This window comes from Spirosoma harenae, from assembly GCF_054776975.1.
In genome coordinates, this window is the sequence record NZ_BAAHBD010000008.1 from 659308 (window position 1) to 681397 (window position 22090).

20 protein-coding genes are annotated in these 22090 nt (G+C 45.6%); 7 read left to right on the plus strand and 13 right to left on the minus strand.

Going from position 1 to position 22090, the window contains the following annotated elements; genetic code table 11:
- Window positions 1–27 precede the first annotated feature (27 nt).
- The 5 genes from ggt (at window position 28) to ACYVE4_RS11075 (ending at window position 6926) form a co-directional block, all read left to right on the plus strand.
- Window positions 28–1770 carry a gamma-glutamyltransferase gene (gene ggt, locus ACYVE4_RS11055; protein WP_461039852.1) on the plus strand — a complete coding sequence of 581 codons (1743 nt, stop codon included), beginning with the start codon at window positions 28–30 and terminating at the stop codon, window positions 1768–1770.
- Between the two features lie 47 nt (window positions 1771–1817).
- On the plus strand, window positions 1818–2558 hold the full coding sequence (locus ACYVE4_RS11060; RefSeq protein WP_461039853.1) for a hypothetical protein: 741 nt from the start codon (window positions 1818–1820) through the stop codon (window positions 2556–2558).
- Window positions 2559–2741: 183 nt separating this feature from the next.
- On the plus strand, window positions 2742–3380 hold the full coding sequence (locus ACYVE4_RS11065) for a YciE/YciF ferroxidase family protein (protein WP_461039854.1): 639 nt from the start codon (window positions 2742–2744) through the stop codon (window positions 3378–3380).
- Between the two features lie 345 nt (window positions 3381–3725).
- Window positions 3726–5600, plus strand: coding sequence for a M1 family metallopeptidase (locus ACYVE4_RS11070; RefSeq protein ID WP_461039856.1), 1875 nt, complete (start codon window positions 3726–3728; stop codon window positions 5598–5600).
- A 90-nt stretch (window positions 5601–5690) separates the two neighbouring features.
- Complete coding sequence (locus ACYVE4_RS11075) at window positions 5691–6926, plus strand: Bcr/CflA family multidrug efflux MFS transporter (RefSeq protein ID WP_461039857.1); 1236 nt, start codon at window positions 5691–5693, stop codon at window positions 6924–6926.
- 116 nt (window positions 6927–7042) lie between these two features.
- Here the strand turns inward: ACYVE4_RS11075 and ACYVE4_RS11080 are convergent, their stop codons facing one another.
- The 7 genes from ACYVE4_RS11080 to ACYVE4_RS11110 form a co-directional block, all read right to left on the minus strand.
- On the minus strand, window positions 7043–7498 hold the full coding sequence (locus tag ACYVE4_RS11080; RefSeq protein WP_461039858.1) for a YybH family protein: 456 nt from the start codon (window positions 7496–7498) through the stop codon (window positions 7043–7045).
- A 72-nt stretch (window positions 7499–7570) separates the two neighbouring features.
- Window positions 7571–8284 carry a glycine zipper domain-containing protein gene (locus ACYVE4_RS11085; RefSeq protein WP_461039859.1) on the minus strand — a complete coding sequence of 238 codons (714 nt, stop codon included), beginning with the start codon at window positions 8282–8284 and terminating at the stop codon, window positions 7571–7573.
- Between the two features lie 230 nt (window positions 8285–8514).
- A complete protein-coding gene (locus ACYVE4_RS11090) occupies window positions 8515–9126 on the minus strand; it encodes a DUF3137 domain-containing protein (protein WP_461039861.1) in 612 nt (203 codons plus the stop codon).
- Between the two features lie 29 nt (window positions 9127–9155).
- Entirely contained in the window at window positions 9156–10952 is a 1797-nt protein-coding gene (locus tag ACYVE4_RS11095) for a M61 family metallopeptidase (RefSeq protein ID WP_461039862.1), read from the minus strand.
- A gap of 235 nt (window positions 10953–11187) precedes the next feature.
- The gene (locus ACYVE4_RS11100; protein WP_461039863.1) at window positions 11188–12366 is read right to left on the minus strand and encodes a DEAD/DEAH box helicase; all 1179 of its coding nucleotides are present in this window, start codon (window positions 12364–12366) and stop codon (window positions 11188–11190) included.
- Window positions 12332–13660 (minus strand): DEAD/DEAH box helicase, encoded by a 1329-nt coding sequence (locus tag ACYVE4_RS11105; protein WP_461039865.1) that lies wholly within the window; start codon window positions 13658–13660, stop codon window positions 12332–12334. Before ACYVE4_RS11105 ends, ACYVE4_RS11100 begins: the two co-directional genes overlap by 35 nt.
- A gap of 138 nt (window positions 13661–13798) precedes the next feature.
- The gene (locus ACYVE4_RS11110; RefSeq protein ID WP_461039867.1) at window positions 13799–15115 is read right to left on the minus strand and encodes an MFS transporter; all 1317 of its coding nucleotides are present in this window, start codon (window positions 15113–15115) and stop codon (window positions 13799–13801) included.
- 75 nt (window positions 15116–15190) lie between these two features.
- Here ACYVE4_RS11110 and ACYVE4_RS11115 point away from each other — a divergent pair, with 75 nt between their 5' ends.
- Window positions 15191–15412 (plus strand): hypothetical protein, encoded by a 222-nt coding sequence (locus ACYVE4_RS11115; protein WP_461039869.1) that lies wholly within the window; start codon window positions 15191–15193, stop codon window positions 15410–15412.
- A gap of 93 nt (window positions 15413–15505) precedes the next feature.
- Here ACYVE4_RS11115 and ACYVE4_RS11120 read toward each other — a convergent pair whose 3' ends face one another.
- On the minus strand, window positions 15506–15907 hold the full coding sequence (locus ACYVE4_RS11120; RefSeq protein WP_461039871.1) for a VOC family protein: 402 nt from the start codon (window positions 15905–15907) through the stop codon (window positions 15506–15508).
- A gap of 157 nt (window positions 15908–16064) precedes the next feature.
- Window positions 16065–16697: an FISUMP domain-containing protein gene (locus ACYVE4_RS11125; RefSeq protein WP_461039872.1), complete on the minus strand. Its 633-nt coding sequence runs from the start codon at window positions 16695–16697 to the stop codon at window positions 16065–16067.
- Window positions 16698–16925: 228 nt separating this feature from the next.
- On the opposite strand from ACYVE4_RS11125, the gene ACYVE4_RS11130 reads away from it, so the two are divergent.
- On the plus strand, window positions 16926–18047 hold the full coding sequence (locus ACYVE4_RS11130) for a glycoside hydrolase family 18 protein (protein WP_461039873.1): 1122 nt from the start codon (window positions 16926–16928) through the stop codon (window positions 18045–18047).
- A gap of 91 nt (window positions 18048–18138) precedes the next feature.
- Here ACYVE4_RS11130 and ACYVE4_RS11135 read toward each other — a convergent pair whose 3' ends face one another.
- The 4 genes from ACYVE4_RS11135 to ACYVE4_RS11150 all read right to left on the minus strand — a co-directional run bounded on the left by ACYVE4_RS11135 (window position 18139) and on the right by ACYVE4_RS11150 (window position 22031).
- Complete coding sequence (locus tag ACYVE4_RS11135) at window positions 18139–18645, minus strand: META domain-containing protein (protein ID WP_461039875.1); 507 nt, start codon at window positions 18643–18645, stop codon at window positions 18139–18141.
- A gap of 130 nt (window positions 18646–18775) precedes the next feature.
- Entirely contained in the window at window positions 18776–19567 is a 792-nt protein-coding gene (locus ACYVE4_RS11140; protein ID WP_461039876.1) for a 3-keto-disaccharide hydrolase, read from the minus strand.
- Between the two features lie 204 nt (window positions 19568–19771).
- Window positions 19772–20560, minus strand: a complete 789-nt coding sequence (locus ACYVE4_RS11145) for a M90 family metallopeptidase (RefSeq protein WP_461039877.1) — start codon at window positions 20558–20560, stop codon at window positions 19772–19774.
- Between the two features lie 28 nt (window positions 20561–20588).
- Window positions 20589–22031 carry a DUF4403 family protein gene (locus ACYVE4_RS11150; RefSeq protein WP_461039878.1) on the minus strand — a complete coding sequence of 481 codons (1443 nt, stop codon included), beginning with the start codon at window positions 22029–22031 and terminating at the stop codon, window positions 20589–20591.
- Window positions 22032–22090 lie beyond the last annotated feature (59 nt).

The window sequence follows — 22090 nt, forward strand, 5'->3', positions numbered from 1 at the left end:
ATACAGCCACCAATCAATCTTTGTAACATGATTCGGCTTTGTATCAGCCCTCTTGTAGTCCTTCTCTGGCTATCCATCGGTTCAGTCTACGGACAATCGACGGGGAAAGGTGACCGTATTAGCGGGCCTAATTTTGCCACACGCAGTCCAATTTTAGGGAAGCACGGGATGGTGGCTACCAGTCATCCGCTCGCTACACAAATTGGGTTAGATATTCTGAAACAGGGAGGAACAGCCATCGATGCGGCTATTGCAGCCAATGCCGCACTCGGGTTTGTCGAGCCGAATAATGGTGGTATTGGTGGTGATTTATTCGCGATTGTCTGGTCGGCGAAGGATCGAAAGCTCTATGGTCTGAACGCCAGCGGACGCTCACCCAAAAATCTGACATATAGTACCTTAAAACAGACTTTAGGAAACCAGAAACAACTTCCGCTCTATGGTCCTCTCTCGGTTTCGGTGCCTGGTGCCGTCGATGGTTGGTTTCAGTTGCATAAGCGTTTTGGTAAATTACCCATGCGCAACCTACTTGCTCCCAGCATCCGATATGCTCGCGAAGGTGTTCCGGTCCCGCAGGTGATAGCGTATTCCTGGCAGGTAGCCGCGAATCGATTAGCTGCCAATGAAGCCATTATTAAAGAGTTCGCTAATTTCCGAAAAACATTCTTAATCAATGGAAGAGCGCCTGTCGAGGGGCAGGTTTTCCGTAATCCAGATCTGGCCGCTACGTACGAGAAAATTGCAACGGGCGGTCGGAATGCATTCTACAAAGGGACTATTTCCAATGTCATTGACAACTATGCGCGTCGGGCCGGTTTGTACCTTCGCAAAGCGGATCTGGCAGCGCACCAAAGTACCTGGATTGAGCCCGTTTCGACCAACTATCGGGGTTATGAGGTCTATGAATTACCCCCAAACGGACAGGGAATTTCTGTCCTGGAAATGTTAAATATTGTAGAAGGCTACGATCTAAAAAAATTAGGTCATAACAGTGCTGATTACTTGCATCTATTGGTTGAAGCGAAAAAACTAGCCTTTGAAGACCGCGCCAAATATTATGCAGATCCTGATTTTGCCAAAGCTTCGATCAAATGGCTTCTGACAAAAGAATACGCTGCCCAACGTCGAAAACTCATCGATCCGAAAAAAGCGTCTGAACATTTGGACGCAGGTGATCCAGCCCTCCGCGCTGGCGACACGGTCTACCTAACCGTGTCTGACTATCAGGGAAATATGGTTTCTCTCATTCAGAGTAATATGCTGGAGTTTGGCAGTGGAATGGTACCTGATGGGCTGGGATTTGTGTTTCATAATCGCGGAACCAGCTTTACTATGCAACCCGATCATGCGAATGCATATGCGCCGGGGAAACGACCTTTTAATACGATTATTCCTGGTTTTGTCACGAAAAATGGCGAGCCGTTTTTGAGTTTTGGTGTTATGGGCGGGGCTATGCAGCCACAGGGCCATTTGCAGGTCTTATGCAACATCATTGACTTTGGCATGAACGTACAGGAAGCAGGTGATGCGGCTCGGTTTGCGCATTCGGGCAGCAGCGAACCCATCGGAACTGTCATGACCGACGGAGGCCGATTAGCACTTGAAAGCGGCATTTCTCCACTGGTGCGAGCAGAATTGGAAAGTCGGGGACATCATCTGGCACCGACTGATTTCTTTGGTGGGTATCAAGCTATTCAATGGGATGCCATCAATCGGATTTACTGGGGGGCCACCGAAATGCGGAAAGACGGTCAGGCTGCTGGTTATTAGCCGCTAAGTCTGTATACTTGAATTCAATCTGATTCTGATAAGCATACATGGCGAAGAAACCTGCACCTACAGAAACACCTGCTAAGCCTGTCTCAACCTTTGGTAAGCTCTATCAACTTGTTCGCGAACGCTGGCCGGAGTATGTCATTGAAGTTGTCGTCATCATTTTCAGTATTACCATTTCATTTGCGTTTGATGAGTGGAAAGATGATCGACACAAACAGGAACAGGAACAAACTTATCTGAAAGGACTTTACAGCGACATTCAAACAGATACCAGCCAGTTAAAGGAAGTGATGACCGAAACAAAGCAGGTGATTGAAAAGGCGACGTATCTGTCCCGTCTCGATCCGAAGTCGCCTGCAGCCGATTACAATCAGTTTGTCACCAGTCTACGCTTTGTTTTCAAACGGCCTCGTTTTATTTCCGAAGATGCGACCTTCGCCGACCTGAAAAGCACAGGCAATATGCAGGTAATCAGTAGCTTTCCACTAAAAAAATCTATATTCGATTATTACAAACAGTACGAAGCTATCGTACAGGTTGAAACAGCCGAGCTGGAAACGACAAATACAGTGATAGCTCCTAATCTGCTTCGGGATATTCGTCTGGCCGGAAGCAGCAATTTAGCGTCAACAGCCAATTGGCCCACTGTTGTCAGTTCGGCTGAATTTCAGAATTCCATGTTAATTCGACAGGCTACCCGCCAGGAATTATTAGACGATTATCAGCAATTACTCAAGCTCGGAAACAAAATTCTGGCGTCGATCAAACCTAAACTCAAATAGATTTTTTGCTGCTCCCTGCGGTTCCATGTTTCTTTGAAGAGTGAGAATTTACCACAACATCTGTAGAGAAACATTACCAAACAGAACATCCTCAATAGCTATATTCCTGATAATCAGCAGATGGCATACATTTGGTGGTTATTTTACAGGAAATGAATAGTTTACATCAAATTACTCTATGTTATGGCTTCCTTAACAGATAGAATAACCAGTTTTTTCAGTGGTAGTGACACCACAGCCGATGAAGGATTACGTGACCTCTTTATCAGTGAGTTAAAGAGTGTGTATTATGTAGAAAGGCGAGCCATCGCTGCCCTGGGTGATCAGGCTGAGGCTAGTACAACGGATGAGGTGGGCCAGGCTTTTCTAGACCATCAGGAAGAAAGTCGGAATCAGTTGGAGCGGCTAGAGGAGATTTTCAAAATTATTGGCATGCGGACCGACGAGATCCATTCCGATGCCATTGATGGACTTATTTCTGATGCCAAACGAGTTATTTCAGATACCGAACCGGGGTCACTCACTCGCGACGCCGGATTGATAATTGCTGCTCAGAAGATTGAGCATTATGAAATTGCAATTTATGGCTCCCTGTTGACCTTGGCTTATGTACTGGATTTTACCCAGTCGGCAGAATTGTTGGAAAAGACGCTGGAGGAGGAAAAAGAAACGGACAGGAAGCTAAGTGTTCTGGCGCAGGCTTTTGTCAATAGACGGTCAAAAGAAGAGGAAGACAACCATCCTGGAAGTCATCACGTCAGCCGCCATCCGACGTTTGATACTGATGCCAACGTTACCTTGGGTGGTCCATTAGGTGTCTAGACTATATTCCTCACTTACAATATGCCTGTCGAGAACGAGCGTTCCGACAGGCATATTTTTTTAGTAGCAGGCTTTTTTGTGCATACGCAATAAATCCGTTAGAGTAATTGTGGTAACTCGAGGGAAAGCCAGATCTTTCAAAACGTTGAAATGACGGTCATTTGTAATCAAGTAATTCGCTCCGGCAACGATAGCTACATCTACAAAATTTTAACTAAACTTTCAAGCCGAGCCATTTACCATTCTTCCCAATCTCGCTGTGGACTGACTTATTTTTTAGTAGTTTGCGCGAATACGTTATCAACGCTAACAAACTATTTGCCAATCTATCATCTGCCAGAGACTATGAGAGGTTTCGTTTTAACCGTTTTTATAACGGTGAGCATCACTACTATACAAGCCCAGAATTTATACATGCCGCGCAATATAAAACAGGCATACAAAAAAGGAACTCGGTCGATGGATGGCAAGCCGGGCAAAAATTACTGGCAGAATAGTGCTCGCTACAGCATGACGATTACCGCTTCACCACCCAATCGTACGATTAAAGGATCGGAAGAAATTACCTATATCAATAATAGTCCCGATACGCTTACCACTCTCGTATTCAAGCTATTTCTAAACAGTCATAAACCGGGTGCAATCCGTCAAACGCCAGTCTCCGCCGATTACATGACGAATGGAATTCAGATTGATCGATATGCCGAGAACGGTGCCGATAAAGTCTGGCGCGATGGGGGTCCGTTAACCAATAAGCAGGTTCTGTTAACAAGACCACTCATGCCGCACGATTCCGTAAAGCTCTCGTTTGATTGGCATTACGACATTTCCAGAGAAAGTAATCGCGAAGGGATGTTAGATTCTACGACTTTTTTTCTGGCTTACTTTTATCCACGGGTAGCTGTTTTCGACGATTATTATGGCTGGGATCGGACCAATTTTACGGAAGCGCAGGAGTTTTATAATGACTTCAACGATTACACAATTACAGTCAACGTTCCGAAAGATTACATAGTCTGGTCGACAGGCGATTTGTTAAATGCCAGTGAGGTGCTACAGCCCACTTTTGCCAAACGGCTGAGCGAATCCATGACTACCGATTCGGTAATTCATGTAGCCACTCAATCTGATATAAATGCCAGAAACGTAACCGCCCAGCAGCCCGTGAACAGCTGGAAATGGAAAGCTAATTACGTGCCTGATATAACGCTATGTATCAGTAACCGCTATGTGTGGGACGCATCGAGTGTGGTGGTTGATAAGAAGACAAACCGGCGCTCCAGCGTTCAGGCAGCTTTTCTGGACAATGCCGCTGATTTTCACCAGATGGTTCGTTTCGGACGCCATTCGCTTTACTGGTTTTCCAATAATCTGCCGGGCATCCCCTACCCGTACCCAAAAACGACTATTGTTCAGGGGTTTGCGGATATGGAATATCCGATGATGGTGAATGACAGCAGTACGCCCGATTTAAATTTTTCGCGGTTTGTCGTCGAGCACGAGATTGCCCATACGTGGTTCCCGTTTTACATGGGCATCAACGAAACACGCTACGGATTTATGGACGAAGGCTGGGCAACTACGTTTGAATACCTGATTGGCCAGGTCGATTTAGGGTATGAGAAGGCTACGCAAAATTTCAAGCAATTTCGGGTTACCAACTGGATTAACGATCCATCAGCCGATCAGGATTTGCCTATTATTACCCCTGCTGAATTACTGAGTGGTGCTGCTTTAGGGAACAATGAATATGGGAAAGCAGCACTGGGATATTTGGCGTTGAAAGATTTGCTGGGCGAAGCCGGATTTAAAAAGAGCTTGCATGAATTTATGAATCGCTGGCATGGCAAGCACCCTACGCCCTGGGATATGTTTTTCAGCTTCAACAGCGGATCAGGAAAAGATCTGAATTGGTTCTGGAACAATTGGTTCTTCAGCAACAATTACATCGATTTGGCCATTCAAAAAGTCGAACCATCAACTAGCCAATGTACAATTACGCTTCAGAATATTGGTGGCTTTGTAGCGCCAGTAAATGTGCTGGTAACCTTTATAGATGGCACTAAAGAAACGTTTCACCAAACTCCAGCGATCTGGCAGGCGAATCAAAAGCAAACCACGATCAAACTACCCATCAAAAAGAAAATTCAATCGATTCAGCTAGATGGTGACGTATTTATGGATGCCGATACGACGAATAATAGCTGGACCGCTAAATAACAGGAAGTAGGTTATTCGGCTAGGGATGCTCAGATGGGAACAATCATTTCCTTCAGAACGTACTATTAACTAGTACCTCTATTTGCGTCCATGACTCGCCGACAACATGTTGTAATTATCCTGATACTAGGGTCTCTTTCCACGATTAGCCCTTTTTCTATTGATATGTATTTGCCGGGATTCCCGGAAATTGCGAAAGATCTGAATACCACCATTGATCAGGTTCAACTCTCGTTAACGGCTTATCTGGTTGGTATCGCCGTCGGGCAATTGCTGTATGGTCCTCTGTTGGATCGTTTTGGGCGTAAAATTCCGTTATATGCTGGTTTAGTTGTGTATGTACTGGCTTCAGTCGGTTGTGCCTTATCCACCTCCATCGAAACGCTGATTGCCATGCGATTGCTTCAGGCGTTGGGTGGCTGCGTTGGTCTTGTAGCGGCTCAGGCGTTGGTTCGTGACCTATTCCCTGTCGATCAGATTGCCCAGGCGCTTTCCCTTTTGATGCTGGTTGTAGCGGTTTCACCAATGATTGCCCCCACGGTTGGCGGTTACGCAACTATGGCGTTGGGCTGGCATTCTATTTTCGTTATCCTGGGAGGCATTACCCTCATCATTATCGGTGGTATTTACTTTGCCTTACCGAATGGCAAACAACCTGACACGTCAATATCCCTTCGTCCACAAGCAGTTTTGAGCAGCTTTTTTCTGGTTCTAAAACAGCCTCAGTTTCTGACCTATGCCTTGGTAGGGGGTATTGCGACTTCAGCCCCGTTTGCTTATCTGGCTGGTTCGTCGGATGTATTCATCAATATTTACCATACCACGGCGCAGGAATACGGCTGGATTTTCGCGTTTCTGTCCATAGCCGTTATTGCACCTACGCAATTGAATCGCATTTTGCTCAAGCACTTTACCAGTGAGCAAATCATTTCGACGACATTAATTTATCAAACCGTCGTAGGCATCATCATGGTGGTTGGTATCTGGGCGGGCTGGTATGGTTTATACGGACTGATTGCCGTACTCTTTCTATTTCTCTGCGGCCAAGGCATCACCGGTCCCAATGCATCGGCCTTGTCGCTGGCTCCTTTTTCTCGTCATGCGGGTAGTGCGGCTGCATTAATGGGAAGTTTCCGAATGGGATTTGGGGCCTGTGTTTCAGCAGCGGTCAGTGTATTTCACAACAATACCGCAATGCCCATGGTAGGTGTCATGACAACCTGCGTCATCAGCGCTTTACTCATTCTTTTACTAGGCAATCGGGTTGTCCAATATCGAAGCAAACACGCTGACATTGATGAGCCAATGGCTGAAGTTCTGCTGTGAGATTACTAGTCAATCTACATTTTTTGTCATACTGACGTAAGGAAGCATCTTAACATTTCCTGATTCTGGATAGGAAAAACTTAAGATGCTTCCTTACGTCAGCGTGAAAAAAAATCTTAATTTTTGACCTGAACAGGTAAATCTTCGAGTTGAGCGTAACTCAATTTCCAGGAATTATCAGATTCTTTTTTCCAGAGAAGTGTATAATTCCCTTCCCCAAAGGCGTGCGGATCTTTCGGATCCAAAGGTAATACGTCAACCGAAAATGTGCCTGCCTCATAGGCAGTCTGCGTATCGGTTCCCGAGCTAACCACATTGGTTTTCAGATCGGTTAACGTAGGCAGAGTTTCGCGAACCCATTTATCGGCGACTTCGGCCTTGCCTTTGAAATGTGTATTGCCTTGCAAAAAATGCACATCACTCGCCAGGAAACTAATGATCTTGGATGAATCTTTATCATTCCAGGCACTAATAAATTGTCGATTAAGATCCTGAATATTAACCGTGTCCGTCGATTTCGAACAAGAAGTAAATAGAGCCGCTGCGAACAGCGAGCAGATGATCGTTTTCATAACGTGTAGAGTTTGATGTTTGACACATTCTCTGTTTGGAGGGATGCCCGTCCAAACAGAGAACTACTTTATTTACCAGCTTTTCCGACGATATTCTGAGGTCGGATAAGGCGACGATGGATCACCGTATGTATCGTTTGGCAGGTATCCAGCTTTCAATACATAAGAAGCAACAGGTTGCGTTGTATCCATCAGGGTAACGGGTTGCTGATTAACCCCTGCTACTGTGGCTAATTCTGGTTTAGTAGCACCTTCCTTTGTTTGAGCCGCCGTTTGCTGGGCCACCGCTTTAGCCTGTTCGGCTTTGTTGGCAGCAGCACGATCAGCAGCGGCTTTTTCAGCAGCAGCTCGCTGGGCGGCCGCAATTCGGGCTGCTTCCGCCTTATTCTTGTTGTCTTTACGCTTACCGATGGCATAACCAGCCGCACCACCAACGACTCCGCCAATAACTCCACCAACCACTCGATTGCGTTTGTTGATGATTGCGCCAGCAGCCGCTCCTGTACCAACACCAATGGCCGTACCTGTAGCCTGTGGACTCCAGCGTCGTTTTGATTTTTTGCCAATGGCATAACCCGCAGCACCACCCAATACACCACCGGCAACTCCACCTACAACGCGGTTTTGCTTATTGATGATGGCGCCTATAGCAGCACCCGTTCCAGCGCCAATTACTGCGCCATTAGTTCCAGTTCCCCAGCCTTTTACAACCTGGGCTTCTGTATATTGACTTGTGAGTATAAGGACTGAACCAGCCACTATAATCAATTTATTGATCTTTTCCATAGCGATATTTAATTAAAGGATACGATGGATTTCAATTATCAATTAACGAGTTCTGTTTCGTCATTGTTTGCTATAAGATCATTATGGAGATAGATGGTTTAATGCTTCGCCTACAGGGTGTTAACAAAATAAATAGTGTCTTTCTGACATAAAATCGCCGTGCTGACTGGCGAAAACACAGTTAACACGGCGAAAAATAATAGTTTATAAACGGCAGGAAATCCGTCAGATCAACATACAAAACCAGGATTATCTTCGTAGGCTGACCCAATGTGGCAGAGTTGATTCAACACTTCGGCAAACAGCTCGTAGAGTTGCTTTAACCGCTCTATATCTTTAATGACACCGACTACCTGAAACGACAATATATCCACATTTTCTGGAACGGATTCCATTAACCAGCCCTGATCGTCTTTTACTTCCAGCGTGATTTCAGGCTGAGTTTCAATCAATTCCCGGACGTTCACGTTCTGAAATAACTGCTGAAGTTTGTACTCATCGGTGCCCTGAATAATAAATTGCTCATCGAAATCAGGATAGCCAACCTCAACATCCTGCATGCCCAGCATTTTACCCAGATTACTGAAAACTCCCTTTCGATATATTTTGAAGCGAAAATTATCCGGATTTACGTAAGGTGCTCGCAATCGTGTAAATGTAATATAGGTTTTCCCGGTCGCTACCGTATAGGTATCCAGCGTTATTGTCCATTCCTTAACATTAGCCAGCACCCGGCTTCCTTTCCAGAATCCACCCTCAATAAAATCAGCCTGGATTTCTTTAGCCAGCTGCTGCCAAACTTCATCTTTATAAGGCCCGAATAAATTTCTTAATAGGCTCATTCCAGTCAGACTAATAGTAAAACAATGTTTTAAAGATTGCGCATCCAGATCTCGCGTAGTTGCAGTTGCTGAGGAGTTGCCTGAGGATCAGGACTAAAAACGAACTGCTTCATAGCATCTTTCTCCAGCACTGTATTTTTCACCGTCATCTCCTGCCCATTGCGCCGAACTGTCACATCGTACGTTTCGCCCGGTTTCAACTGCTTTAGTTCACTCTGAATTTTGCCAATCGTCTCCATCGTCAGCGGTTGACCATTGAAGGCCACCCATTCATCATTATCCTGTAAGCCAGCTTTCGCCACTGGCTCCGTTACCTTGGTTATAATAAACTTACCATCCGAAAAAGATGCGTTCATACCCAAAGACGCCGTTTTTTCGCCTGTGGCAATAGCGGGCGTATAAGTAATTCCCAGCTTGCTGTAGTATTCTGTAAACGGCAACGGTTCAGCGGCTTTGATATACCGATTGAAGAAATCGGCAATTTCTGGATAGGTTTTCTTGACGAAAATAGTAAAGAAGTCTTTTTCGGGAAACGCTTTATTGGGACCGTATTCGGTAGCTAGTTCATTGATCACTTCACGCAGACCACGCGTTCCTTTCGATAATTCCAGCAAGCGAATATCCAGTAAACCAGCCACTAAAGCCCCACGAGCATAGATATTGCCGTACTGGCGTTGTCCTTCGTCCGTATAACAGGTAAGGCCTAATTTACTCAGACTGTAAGTCGTATCCACGGTTTTGTCGTAAGCAATCTTCTGACTTTGCTCATCCAGATAGGTTGGCAAATCCATGATCTTACCGCGCAGCTGCATTGCATCACTGGCCCATTCGGTTACGCCTTCATACAACCACAAATGCTCTGACGGTGTGGGCGTTACGAAGTTAAATTGTTGAATAATTTCGCTATGAATATTCAGTGGCGTAACGACATGAAAAAACTCATGCGCGGCAATCGACGTCATATTGTCGGCCAATTTCTTCGAGAATTCTTCCTCCCGAATCACATACTCCGAACTGTATGAATGCTCCCAGGCGCCCCAATCCTGATCTTCAAAATGATAGAGGAACGTGTACCGTTTTACAGGCAATTGCTTCAAAAACTGTCCAGCCGCTGTCAGCATCGACTGCATATTGTTCAGTAACTGATCCGACTTAATTTTATCGGTCTTGGAATAGGTATACACATCGACCTGAGCACCCGCAACGGTTGTTGTAGCTTTACTTAGGCGACCAAGTAAAATGGGCGAATCTACGATCCGGTCGTAATTATCAGCGATAAAATTACCCTTCCCGTTTTTATCCAGCGCCGTTCCAACAGCCCAGTCGGTCGGGTAATTCAGCTTCACTTCAATGGGCGTAGCCTGCATACCGCTTGGAAAACCAAATACGCCTTGCCCGTTAATCAGCACGTGATCCTGCTCAATGGAGGTGCCGCACATATTATACGGTTTATGCTCATTGACAGGCGTATCCCAGGTTTCAGCAATGCTATATTGAACCGTTCGCACCTGTGCAGGCTTTTCAAATTTCCACTGATTCGTTGAAATCTGCTCGGTTTTTATCTCTTTCCCTTTTCCATCAAATGCTTTAAACGACCGAACATAGCGGCCAATATCCATGATCTGATACGTACCGGGAGCCGTAGCCGCAAACTGATAAACGGCATTGTTATCCGTCAACCCACTTACGCGCAACGTTACCTTAAACTGATCGTCAACGCGGTCGTTTAGATTAACTTCATAAACCAGTGGCGTAGTTGGGGCCGCCATGGCGAACTGACAAAAGAATATCGCAAAAAAGAGAACTAGAGGGCGTAAGGTTTTCATTTATACGGTTGGCCTGTTTACTAAAAGAGCAAGTTAACGTAATCTGCTCGCTATGAAAACACAGCAAGTTTTTACGGAATTATTTGAGGATAAATGGTAACATTTTTTGTCATTGTGAGGAACGAAGAAGTTTACAATTTCCAGACTAAGTAGTTAAGACACGATAAGATTCTTCGTTCCTTAGCATGACAAAAATCCTGTATAGCCAATAATATATCAGGTTATAAGTAACTAATCAATACCCCTGCAAATCCAGATTAGTAGTATCGATTTGCTCCACTCGTTTACCCATCTTTTTCTGGATGATTTTGAAATGATGTTCATCGTCGGGTGTAATTAGGGAGATGGCTTTGCCTACTGCTTCGGCGCGGCCCGTTCGGCCAATCCGATGGACGTAATCTTTAGGAGACCGGGGCAAATCGAAGTTGATGACGAAGGGAAGCCGTTCAATGTCGATTCCACGTGCTAATAGGTCGCTAGCTACCATAACCTGTAGCTTACCCGCCTTGAATTTGTGAAGCACTTCCGTACGGATTTGCTGGCCTTTCTGGCCGTGAATAGCCGCTGCCTGAATCCCGTTTTTAGTCAACTTAACCACCAGATTATCAGCCGTTCGGGTAGACGAAGCGAATACCAAAACCTGCTGCATCTTTTCCGTTTTGATCAAATACCGAAGAAATGGCCCTTTTCGAGCCGGATCAACTTTATATGCTACCTGCTCAATCTGTTCGAGGTTGGTAGTTTCTTCGGCAACTTCAATTTTAGTGGGCGTACGCAGTAAGGTTTTGTTAATCTCCTGAATAGCATCCCCCAACGTAGCGGAGAACAGAATCGTCTGCCGCTTTTTGGGCAGTCGATCAAACAATTGGCCCATTTCATCGGCAAAACCGAGTTCGAGCATTTTATCGGCTTCGTCAAGAATTAGAATCTCAACATCAGACAGTCTCAGCGCATTCTGCTCAAGCAAATCCAGCAGTCGGCCTGGAGTGGCGACGATAATATCAGCCCCATATACCGCCTGCATTTGCGGATTAATGGACACCCCGCCATACACCGCTACCGTTTTCACTTTTGGAAATAAATGCACACCTAAATTCTGAAACACATCGGCAACCTGACTCGCTAATTCCCGCGTCGGTACTAATACGAGTACGCTGGCAAAACGGCTGCTAACGTTTTTGGTTCGGTGAAATAACTCCAGAATCGGCAGAACGAAACTGGCGGTTTTACCAGAACCTGTTTTGGCAATGCCCAGAATATCTTTTCCACGCAGAATAGATGGAATAGCGTCGCGTTGAATGGGGTAAGGACGCGAATACTGCAACTCCTCTACCGCTTTCACCAGCGGTTCCGATAAACCAAGAGAGGCAAATGTGACGTTATTTTTTTCCGCTTCGCTTGATGGGTCGACCATATTTTTCTCTTTTTTCGGCGGCATAATCGCGCCGGACATTTACTTTTTTATTCTTGGCTAGTTTTTCGTGAAAAGCAGGGCCAACATCTTCACGTTTAGGTGCTTTCACCTCAACTATTTTCATGTGCACTTTGGGTTGCTCAGCCTCTGTGAGCTCATCCGAAATGACCAGATCGTCTGGCAATGGCAGTACAGGAATCGAATAAGTCATCAAGGTCTCGACAGCCGCCAAACGTTCGTCATCAGCAGGTGTCAGGAAGGTAATCGCAATTCCTTTCTGATCAGCTCGACCCGTTCGGCCAATTCGATGTATGTATGTCTCTGGTACGTCGGGCATATCGAAATTCACTACATGCGAGACCTGAGCCACATCGATTCCCCTGGCAATGATATCCGTAGCAATTAAGATTCTTGAAGCGCCGGACTTAAATTTCTCGACGGCTTCGAATCGGAGATTTTGCGCTTTATTGGCATGAATAATCCCTATCTGCGTGGAAAATGTGGGACTGAGTTCGTCCTCCAATTGATCGGCTAATTGACGGCTGGCAGCAAAAACCAGCACTTTGGTCATATCAGTATCTTGATTCAGCAACAACTCCAGCAAATTTACTTTGGTGTAAAAATTGGGGACTTTGTAGGCCGTCTGCACAATGTTTTCCAGTGGCGTACCAATAGGCGCAGCTTCTACCCGAACGGGATTATTGAAGAATGTATCGATCAGTTGCTCGACATCAGAAGTAAGTGTAGCAGAGAAAAGTAGATTCTGACGTTTCGGCGGCAACAGATCCAGAATGGTTTTGAGCTGCGTCCGAAATCCAAGATCCAGCATTTCGTCAATCTCGTCGACAACCAGTTTCCTGATCGCTTTTGTCTTTAAAATACCATTAGACAATAAATCCACCAGCCGCCCCGGCGTTGCCACCAACACATCCATTCCCTGCTGAACCTGAGCTACTTGCGGTTTCATATTGACACCACCATATACACCGACCACCACCAGGTTCATATAGGCAGTCAGTTGAGTAACGGTTTCCAGCACCTGCACGACCAACTCCCGCGTTGGCACAATGATCAGTAATTGAGGAAGTTTCTCTTTCGAAAACTGAAGTTGGCGGAGACAGGGCAACAAATACGCCAGCGTTTTCCCCGTTCCGGTTTGTGCCAGTCCGCAAACATCCCGTCCCGACATCACGACCGAAAACACATTTTGCTGAATCGTTGTGGGCGTCGTATAGCCCAGATCGTTCAGCGCGTTCAGGAGCGGTTTATTTAGATTCAGTTCGTCAAACGTCATAGCCGTTTCGCGTCTATTAATCAACGAAGGTAGGGCTAATCGTAGAAGAAATAGAAAAAGGCATCAGATAAAAGACTGGTACATTCTACCGAAAGCATCTTTTACCTAACGCCTTTTTCTATTTTTTACAGTCAATTTTTACCCGGCAACAGGCTGAAGTTCAGACTGTTTTTGGTAGTTTTCAGATAACAGGTTGTAAGCGCGGGACTGCATCGCAATAATCGTTACGATCAGTCCGACCAGGCCTGTAACAGTGAATAGCAACGCCAGTCCCCGATCCTTACCAGTTCCGAACCAACTTCCAATTAATTCCACACCCAAACCTGTTGTCATGAATGGAATGAATATGTACTGGGCAATTGGCCCGATCAGAAACGCCGTAATGGGAGATGCTGCCTGTTCAATGCTTTGGGCAAAGCCAAATACGCGTCCTTGTCGTTCGGGAGGAATGAGTTTCTGAACAATGGTTTGCTCAGCAGCTTCAACCACCGGAATCAGGCACAAATAGGAAAACATACCAATCGCCAACAACACAATTGACGCTTGGATCGTGAAAAAGACGCAGATGGTCCACATCACAATATTGGCGATAAACAGTGTGCGAAGTGGTTTCGGCCCTAATCCTTTCTTAGCGACAATTAGTCCACCGATGATAAAGCCTAAACTTAGCACTCCCCATAGAATACCCCATGTCTGTACAGTTACCAGCGACAAACCATAAGCATCCATCAGCGACATAAAAACGCCACCTAGAAAATTATTGAACGTATTGAAGAAAATGAGCGCAAACAATCCGGGCATACCACTCAACGCTCGTATCGTCCCCTTGATGTCGATGTGATTGGTTTGGCCCTCAACATGGGCAATACCTTTTTCGGGAATGGCTAAAAACCACAGATGCACCAGCGTGAGAGCAGTTAATCCAATCGCGACGATTAATGTCCACGACATGCCCAGAAAACCAATCCCTAACCCGCTGAATATAGACGAAATCAGAAAAGAAACGCCATTCGTCGTACCGACCATGCCGTTAGCTTTGTCACGTTCATTTTCAGGAATCAGCACCGTAACCAATGTCGATAGAGCGATCGAACGAATGTTACCAATGATGGCCCCGAACAGTGCCAGAATAACAAAAGTCCACAGAATGGGGCTGCCAGGATTGTTAAATACTTTTTCGGGCGTGGTCCAGTAAATAATCAAGGCAATTACGTAGAGCGCAAACGAGCTGATACTCGACAGCATCATGGCCGTTTTCTTCTTGTATCGGTCAACCAGCGAACCCAGGAAAAAGCCTGAAAGCGCTACAGTTCCTGAATAAACACCGGCCATGACCGACGTAGCCACAACCGACTTGGTTTCCAGATATACCCAGAATGTAACAGCAAACCAAACAAAGTTATTGGTGAGAGAGGCCGCCAGCGAGTTGGCCAGTACGGCATAAAATGTCTTCATCAGATGAGATTCGGGCCACAGGATAAAAGTATAAAACCTCCCCTATTCCGGATAAGTTTTCAGTAGAAAAAAGCTATGAAACGATTTTCATTTCCCCTCCGATTCGAGGAACGGGCAATAGGACAGGTTGCCGTTGGACGTTGGGCCATAGGCGCTCTAGCCGTCGGAGCGGTGGCTATGGGCGCATTGGCTATTGGTGCGCTGGCCATCGGACAGTTACGCCTTGGACGAGGATATATTGGTAAACTGCGAATTGGCGAACTGGAAGTTGATAAACTAACCATTCGTAATCAGTGAGTGATGAGTTATAAGTGATGAGCGATGAGTTTGCTGGCGCGCTCAATAATTACTGCGTCAGCAAACTCACCGCTCATCACTTATAACTCATCACTAATTAATCGCAGCTGGCTCCATATAAAGGATGTTCCAGAGGTGCCCATCCAGATCCTGATAGCCGTGGCTGTACATAAACCCTTGATCATCGGCTTCTTCAATCGTTGTGCCACCAGCGGAAACGGCTTTACGAATCAGTTCGTCAACAGCTTCGCGGCTCTCTACTGATAGGCAAATAATTACTTCCGAGACTTTTGATGTATCAGCAAGCTCCTTCTTTGTAAAGCCATTAAAGAACGGCTCCACCAACAGCATTACGAAGATATCGTCGCTGACAATCATACATGTCGCGTTCTCATCCGTGAATTGCTGATTGAATGTGTAGCCGATTTTGGTGAAGAACTCAACCGATTTGTTTAGGTCTTTAACGGGCAGGTTTAAAAAGATCTTCGTTGCCATAAGTAGTTGTTGTTTAATTATTTACACAACAAAGGTACTAGTTATGACGAAAAGAATCGGAGGCTAATTGCGACAAGAATCGGGTCAATTGCGGCAACTTTTGGAGCCTTAAAATCGTCTCTCAAAAAGTGCTCGTCAGGCATAGTTTTCGACCGGATTAGCGATTCTTTACAAACCGAACAGAGAAGCGATAACCGGGTCCGCCGTCTTTGTAAAATACAATGTTATGTGCTTTTCCCAGGGCATTTTCCTGAATACTGAACGTAACTCCATCAGTTGTCCAAAATTCACAAATATCGCCGTCTATCGGATCACTATCCTGATAGCTATAGCCTGCCGGATGGGCGTTAAAACCTGATGTATTTATGCCCGGAATGGTACGCCAGTTGGTGGTAGACGATAGTTTCCTGATGGCTTCCTGCCCTGTTGCCCGATGCGCAGTAAAAACAACTCCTTGGTTCTCAGCAAGTCGGGTAAAATCCTCCTGAGTAGGTAACCGCCAACCCGCTGGAACAACAATCGCTCTGGCTTCCTCAATTGTGTAGTACCGACCATATTCAGGCTTTTCAGCTCCCTTTCGATAAGGTAATCCGCCAGGTCCTTCGTAGTTAATGGCCGTCCAGATTTGATCACCGATTGTAACCGTTGGGTAATCTTTATCGCCGATGCGGACTGTTGACTTTTCAGGAGTTAACGGTGTATCGTGGTCATTTTTACAGGAAACGCAGACTATTAGTACGACCATAGCCATAACGACCCATAAAAATAGACTTTGCTGTTTGTGAGACATACGTTGTAGTGTATTTGTTGTGACTGATCTCACAAAGCAAGTAAGAAAGCCCTCATGCTAAAACGTACACCTCAACCGACTGTAGAAAGCACTTGATGGATTGGTTAAAATAGCCTCTGAATAGGAATTGGACTATTTGCTGAACAAGTCATTGCAACAATACTTATTTCAATTAAAGTTTTACCAGAAACTGCTTTTACTACCGGCAATAAGCCAACCCAAACCATCATGTTACGCACGTCTCTGTTTTTCAGCGTTCTATCGATTACCCTACTTTTCAGCCTTGGATTTAAGCCTGATCCTAAAAAAAAGCCGATTGTATTGGCCTACGTCGGGGGATTCCGGGGATTGGTGCATACCGAGCAGATTGCAGCCGAAAAACTGACGCACATCAATTATGCATTCGTCGATATCAAAAAGAATCGGGCCTGGCTGCATAACCTCGCGACCGATTCAATCAATTTTCGAAGTCTGAATAATCTCAAGCTCAAAAATCCTGAACTGAAAATCCTGATTTCGATTGGTGGTTGGGCCTGGAGCGAAAACTTTTCCGACGCCGTTCTGAGCGATACGTCGCGGGTAGCTTTTGCGGCTTCAGCAGTCGATATTGTTCGTGAATACCAGCTTGATGGGATCGATATCGACTGGGAATATCCGGGGATGAAAGGTGAAGACAACGTATTCCGTCCAGAAGACCGGGAGAATTTTACGCTCATGCTCAAAGCCTTACGCGATCAGTTAAACGGCCTCAAAAAACAAACGGGTAAAGATTACCTGGTCACGACAGCACTCCCCGGCTTCGACGCTATTTTTACGCATACCGATATGGCGCAGGCGCAGCAATATCTGGATTACATCAACATCATGTCGTACGACCATTTTACCGGCGGTCCATTGGCAGGACATCACACCAATCTATACGCAACAGGCAAAGTCGACAATGAGCAATCGGGCGATAAGGCCGTGAAACTGTATAAAAAAGCAGGTGTGCCCGCTGAGAAACTGGTGTTAGGTATTGCTTTCTACGGACGAGCGTGGCAACTGCAAAATGATGACCCTACACAACATCCGCGCTCGATTACGAAGGTAGAACGGGGTGGTGGCTATACCTTTATCAAAGACAGTTTGCTAACGAATCCAGCCTACGTACGCTACTGGGACCGCAAAGCGAAAGCTCCTTTTCTGTACAATGCAGCCCTAAAGAAATTTGTCTCTTATGATGATGAAGAGTCGGTGAAAGCGAAATGCCGGTACGTGAAAAAGAAAGGATTGGCGGGTGTGATGTTCTGGGAATACTTCAACGATCCCCAAGGGTATTTGCTGACTGAGATTAATCAGGATTTGCGGTAGTAAGCAACTGCTCAAAAGTTTACCTGATCGAGTTTTTTCCATGCTGAACCGGGTGGACGGTTCAGCATGGAAAAACCGTGTTATGTATTCCCTATTTACGCGTAAAATACATAACCTCTGTCGGACTATTCTTCTGCCCAACATATAACTGAAGTTGATTCGAGCTGGGAATTTCAAAAAAAGTAACTTTCGACAGACGATCCATGTATTGACTTTCGGCATTCATATCCGTTTCAGATCCACCCATTAGCGTCGAAATGATATCATCCGTCTTGACAATCAACCCTTTCTGCTCATCAATCTCAAATTTCCCACCATAGTGATTGATAAAGCTCCGCCCACCGACAAGCATCACATCGCCAGGTTGGTCCTGAAAACTGAGTGTTGCCCGATTTTGCAGGGCAGAGGCCAATGGATTGTTTTTGTAGTTGGTTAATACCCAATTTCCTTCCAGCGAACTCAAGCTTGCCCGCATCGACTGAATGGTTGCCGTAGAAGGCGTTGAATCAGGCTCAACACTCGTCTGATTACAGGCAAACAGGCTTAGGCCAATAATAGCGCTCAACAGTAGTCGCCCGGTCATTTTTATCCTATTCATAGTTTTTTCGGTTTCGTGAATTACTATGTCGACAAGATAATGACCGCCTATAGCAGGAAAGGGTTGGAACATAGCACTAAAAAATGCCCCAATCGGGGCATTCGCTACATGAATATAAGCATTCTCAATGTCAAAAATCCGTATTGGCTTCTTTGATATCTTGTTTTTGAATCCAGATATTGCGGTAGTATACATCATGACCTTCAGCTTGTAGTTTTAAACCACCAGGCGTATCGGTGATACCTTTACCGCCGTCATTTCCGCCATCGATACCGGAGTTTGGACCACCCCAAACCTGATTGATTTTCTGATTCTTATGCACTTTTTTGCCATTGAAGTACATTGTCACCATAGCGGGTTCAACTCGTTTGCCATCTTTAAAACGAGCAGCCCGGAATAAGATATCGTAGGCATTCCATTTACCAGCGCCGTTGTAGGCATAATAGGGCGATGGCGTTTCGTTGATAACCGCAGCCAGACCGTGTGATGTCGAATCGCCGTCAAGTACCTGAATTTCATAGCGATTCTGTAAATAAACCCCACTATTACCGCCTGGTTTACTGATATAAAATTCAATATGCAGCCGAAAATCGCGGAAAGTTTCTTTCGTCACGATATCAGCCGAACCGTATTTGCCTCCTGCTGCCGCAGGGTCGTTTGTATTCATGACTGTACCGGGTCCGGCGGGGTCTTTCTCGATTTGCCATTTAATTGGCATCGTAGCCGCCAATCGTGGTCCTTGCCAGTAAATCCACTTTTCATCGAGCATTTTACGAGTGCCATCGAAAAAAACTTCTGCGCCTTTGATCGGTTTTGCTCCAACACCAATTTGAGCGGTTGCCGATGAAAACGCAGTTAAGCTGAAAGCAATGGCTACTGCGCTGGTTAATAGATTGGATGATTTCAGAGTAGATAACTTCATCGGATATCGGTTGACGGATTTAGTAAGATGCTCTATTATAAGCAGCGGGATGCTTCCTTTTACCCGTTAACCAAACTGAGCGATCATGCTACAAACTCCAACGGTCTGTGTCCTCACAGGCCGCACGCCCGGATGGTTACCGTTGGCTGGCGCATGAGGGGCAGTGAGGACACAGCCCCTGGATATAAGAAATTAATTAAATCTCTACGCAACTCCTTTGTCTTTACTCAGTGGATTTTGATCAAAAATTTCTTTAAGTCTATTAAATAAGGCTGGATGCTTTTCCTGTAGCAAATCGGGGCGCTTGAAAAAATATTCGGATACAACCGCAAAAAACTCGGCTTCGTTGGTAATGCCATACGGATTAATATCCGACTGATTTGCCCGAATGTCGTGGATGCTTTTATGAATCAACTTCAACCAGGGCTTGATGTGGTCTTTTTCCAGCAGATATTCAGGTAGGCCATCCGTAGCTCCGTCTACCTTATCGAGCAGATGAACAAACTCGTGTATGCCCGTATTGCCTTTGCTGGTCTTATTGTCAAAGCCCTCATGCAGAGCCGGTTTCGATAGCACCATCGTACTCTGCAACGCGCCCCCTTCGCCAACCATTCCCAGAATACTCCGCCCGTCGCCAGTGGTTTCGTAATCTTCATTAAATCGATCTTCGTAAAGCAATACGTTAGTTAACGGATAATGCCAGTTGTCGAAGCCGAAAATGGGAATGATACCGCTACTGGCTACCAGCACTTTATCCAACTCATCGACGGTTGTACCTATACCTTCGATGCGAATGGTATTCAGAAACTGATTGACACGTTCTTCAAAGCGCTCTTTTTTCTCTGCACTCAAATCACGGTAGTATGAAACGTGTTGCTGCAATAAGTGTGAATACGTTGGCGGCAAAGGCAGAATAGTCGTTGGAGCAGGGCGCCAATAACGCCAGCCAATCCAGCCTAACACTAGTATAACCGCAATACTTAGAAATGTCATTTTGTCTTGGTTGTCAGCAAATAGGCATTTATAACTTATTGATCTTCACCCCAATTTTCGATTCTACTTTAATCAATGCCTGTATGCCATCGGGTCGAATAGCGATCTTCTGGGGTGTAAACCGAAACGATTTAATTTCCAAGGACGTCTTCTTGCTGGCTCCTCCCTTTTCGAAAGCGGTGGCAATTTTTTGCGGCAATTTCTCAATATCATCACCTAGGGAAATGGTCACTAAGCTTTCCAGTAACGTACGCAACCCTTTATGCCAGAGCGCTCCGGTGCTTTTCGAAAGGGCACTCGCGGTTTCCGTGTCGAAATCAAGATTTGCGATTTTGAGCGTATTCGTCAGCGTATCGAATACCGGACGCCCGCGTAAATAGACAGGCCCATCCAGCAAACCATCAACTTCGGCTTTCACAATCAACGAATGCTGACCACCATATACAGAAGCCGTTTTGACCGTTACGCTACCTAGTATAAGCTTTTTAGGTTCTTTGCGCATGTTCAAAGTCAACATACGATTGATGTCTTTATAGGGAATAAAGCTCATCAGATGCAGATCAGAAACTTGGGAAACCTGCTCTTTCTTCTGCAAACGCGGCAACGGAATTTGCGGATGAGGGGGTGATTCAGGTTGCAATTCGGTTTCGGTTTTACAGGCAATCCGCAAATGAGTAGTCAATTGCTGTTCATTGCCATTCACTGGCCCTGCTTCGACACGCATGGGTTTGGGCACCAGCCAGAGGCCGTACTCTTTATTGATCAACAGCGGTTTCTGTAAATTATACCAGATCGGTCGCACCATTTTGTCGAGTCGCAAGTCTCGGTGAATCGCCGAATCAATGGCTGCTTCGATCGACGTTCGGTGTTTGTCCAGTATATTCTGGGCAACTTTCTCCAGCGAAATATCTTTCCCAAGCAGTCGTAATTCGGGCTTTTTAATCCATTGATAATCGGCAAATTTCGTTTTACTGTCAAATCGCCAGTTTGGCGTTACCCTCACCGGAGTCTGGAAATTTACGTGTAAGGCGCAGAACGGTTTTTTGGGTGGCGTTGTATCCTTACTGAAGGGTTTTGTTAGCCACATCTGCAGAGGAGCCGACAACTTCACTTGCTTATCGACGTATTGCACATGCACTCGCCCAAGCCGCTTAACCCGGAACGACATAATTCCTTTTACTTTCCCGTCTTCAGTTGTTTTCCCAACCAGCACAGGATCGAGCTCCTGATTGATTTTTTCTTCTAATTCTTTTAGCTGAAACGTTACTGGACCAGCCAGATAAGAGATCGTTTCAGGAATAGGCGGGTCGAACCCTTCCGCTGCGGGCGGCTGGACTTTTTTTGTCTGACATTGCCCCAGAAGTAATAGAATTGCCAGACCAGATAATAGTGTAGAGAGTCGTGATGGGAATCGTGTCATTAAACTGAAAAGCAAAGCGCAATAAGGCTTTTGCTCAATCTGTAATAACATCAGTTGTTTTCAGATGTTTGGTTCCGCTCAGTAACCACTTCCAATTGACCAGAAAAAAA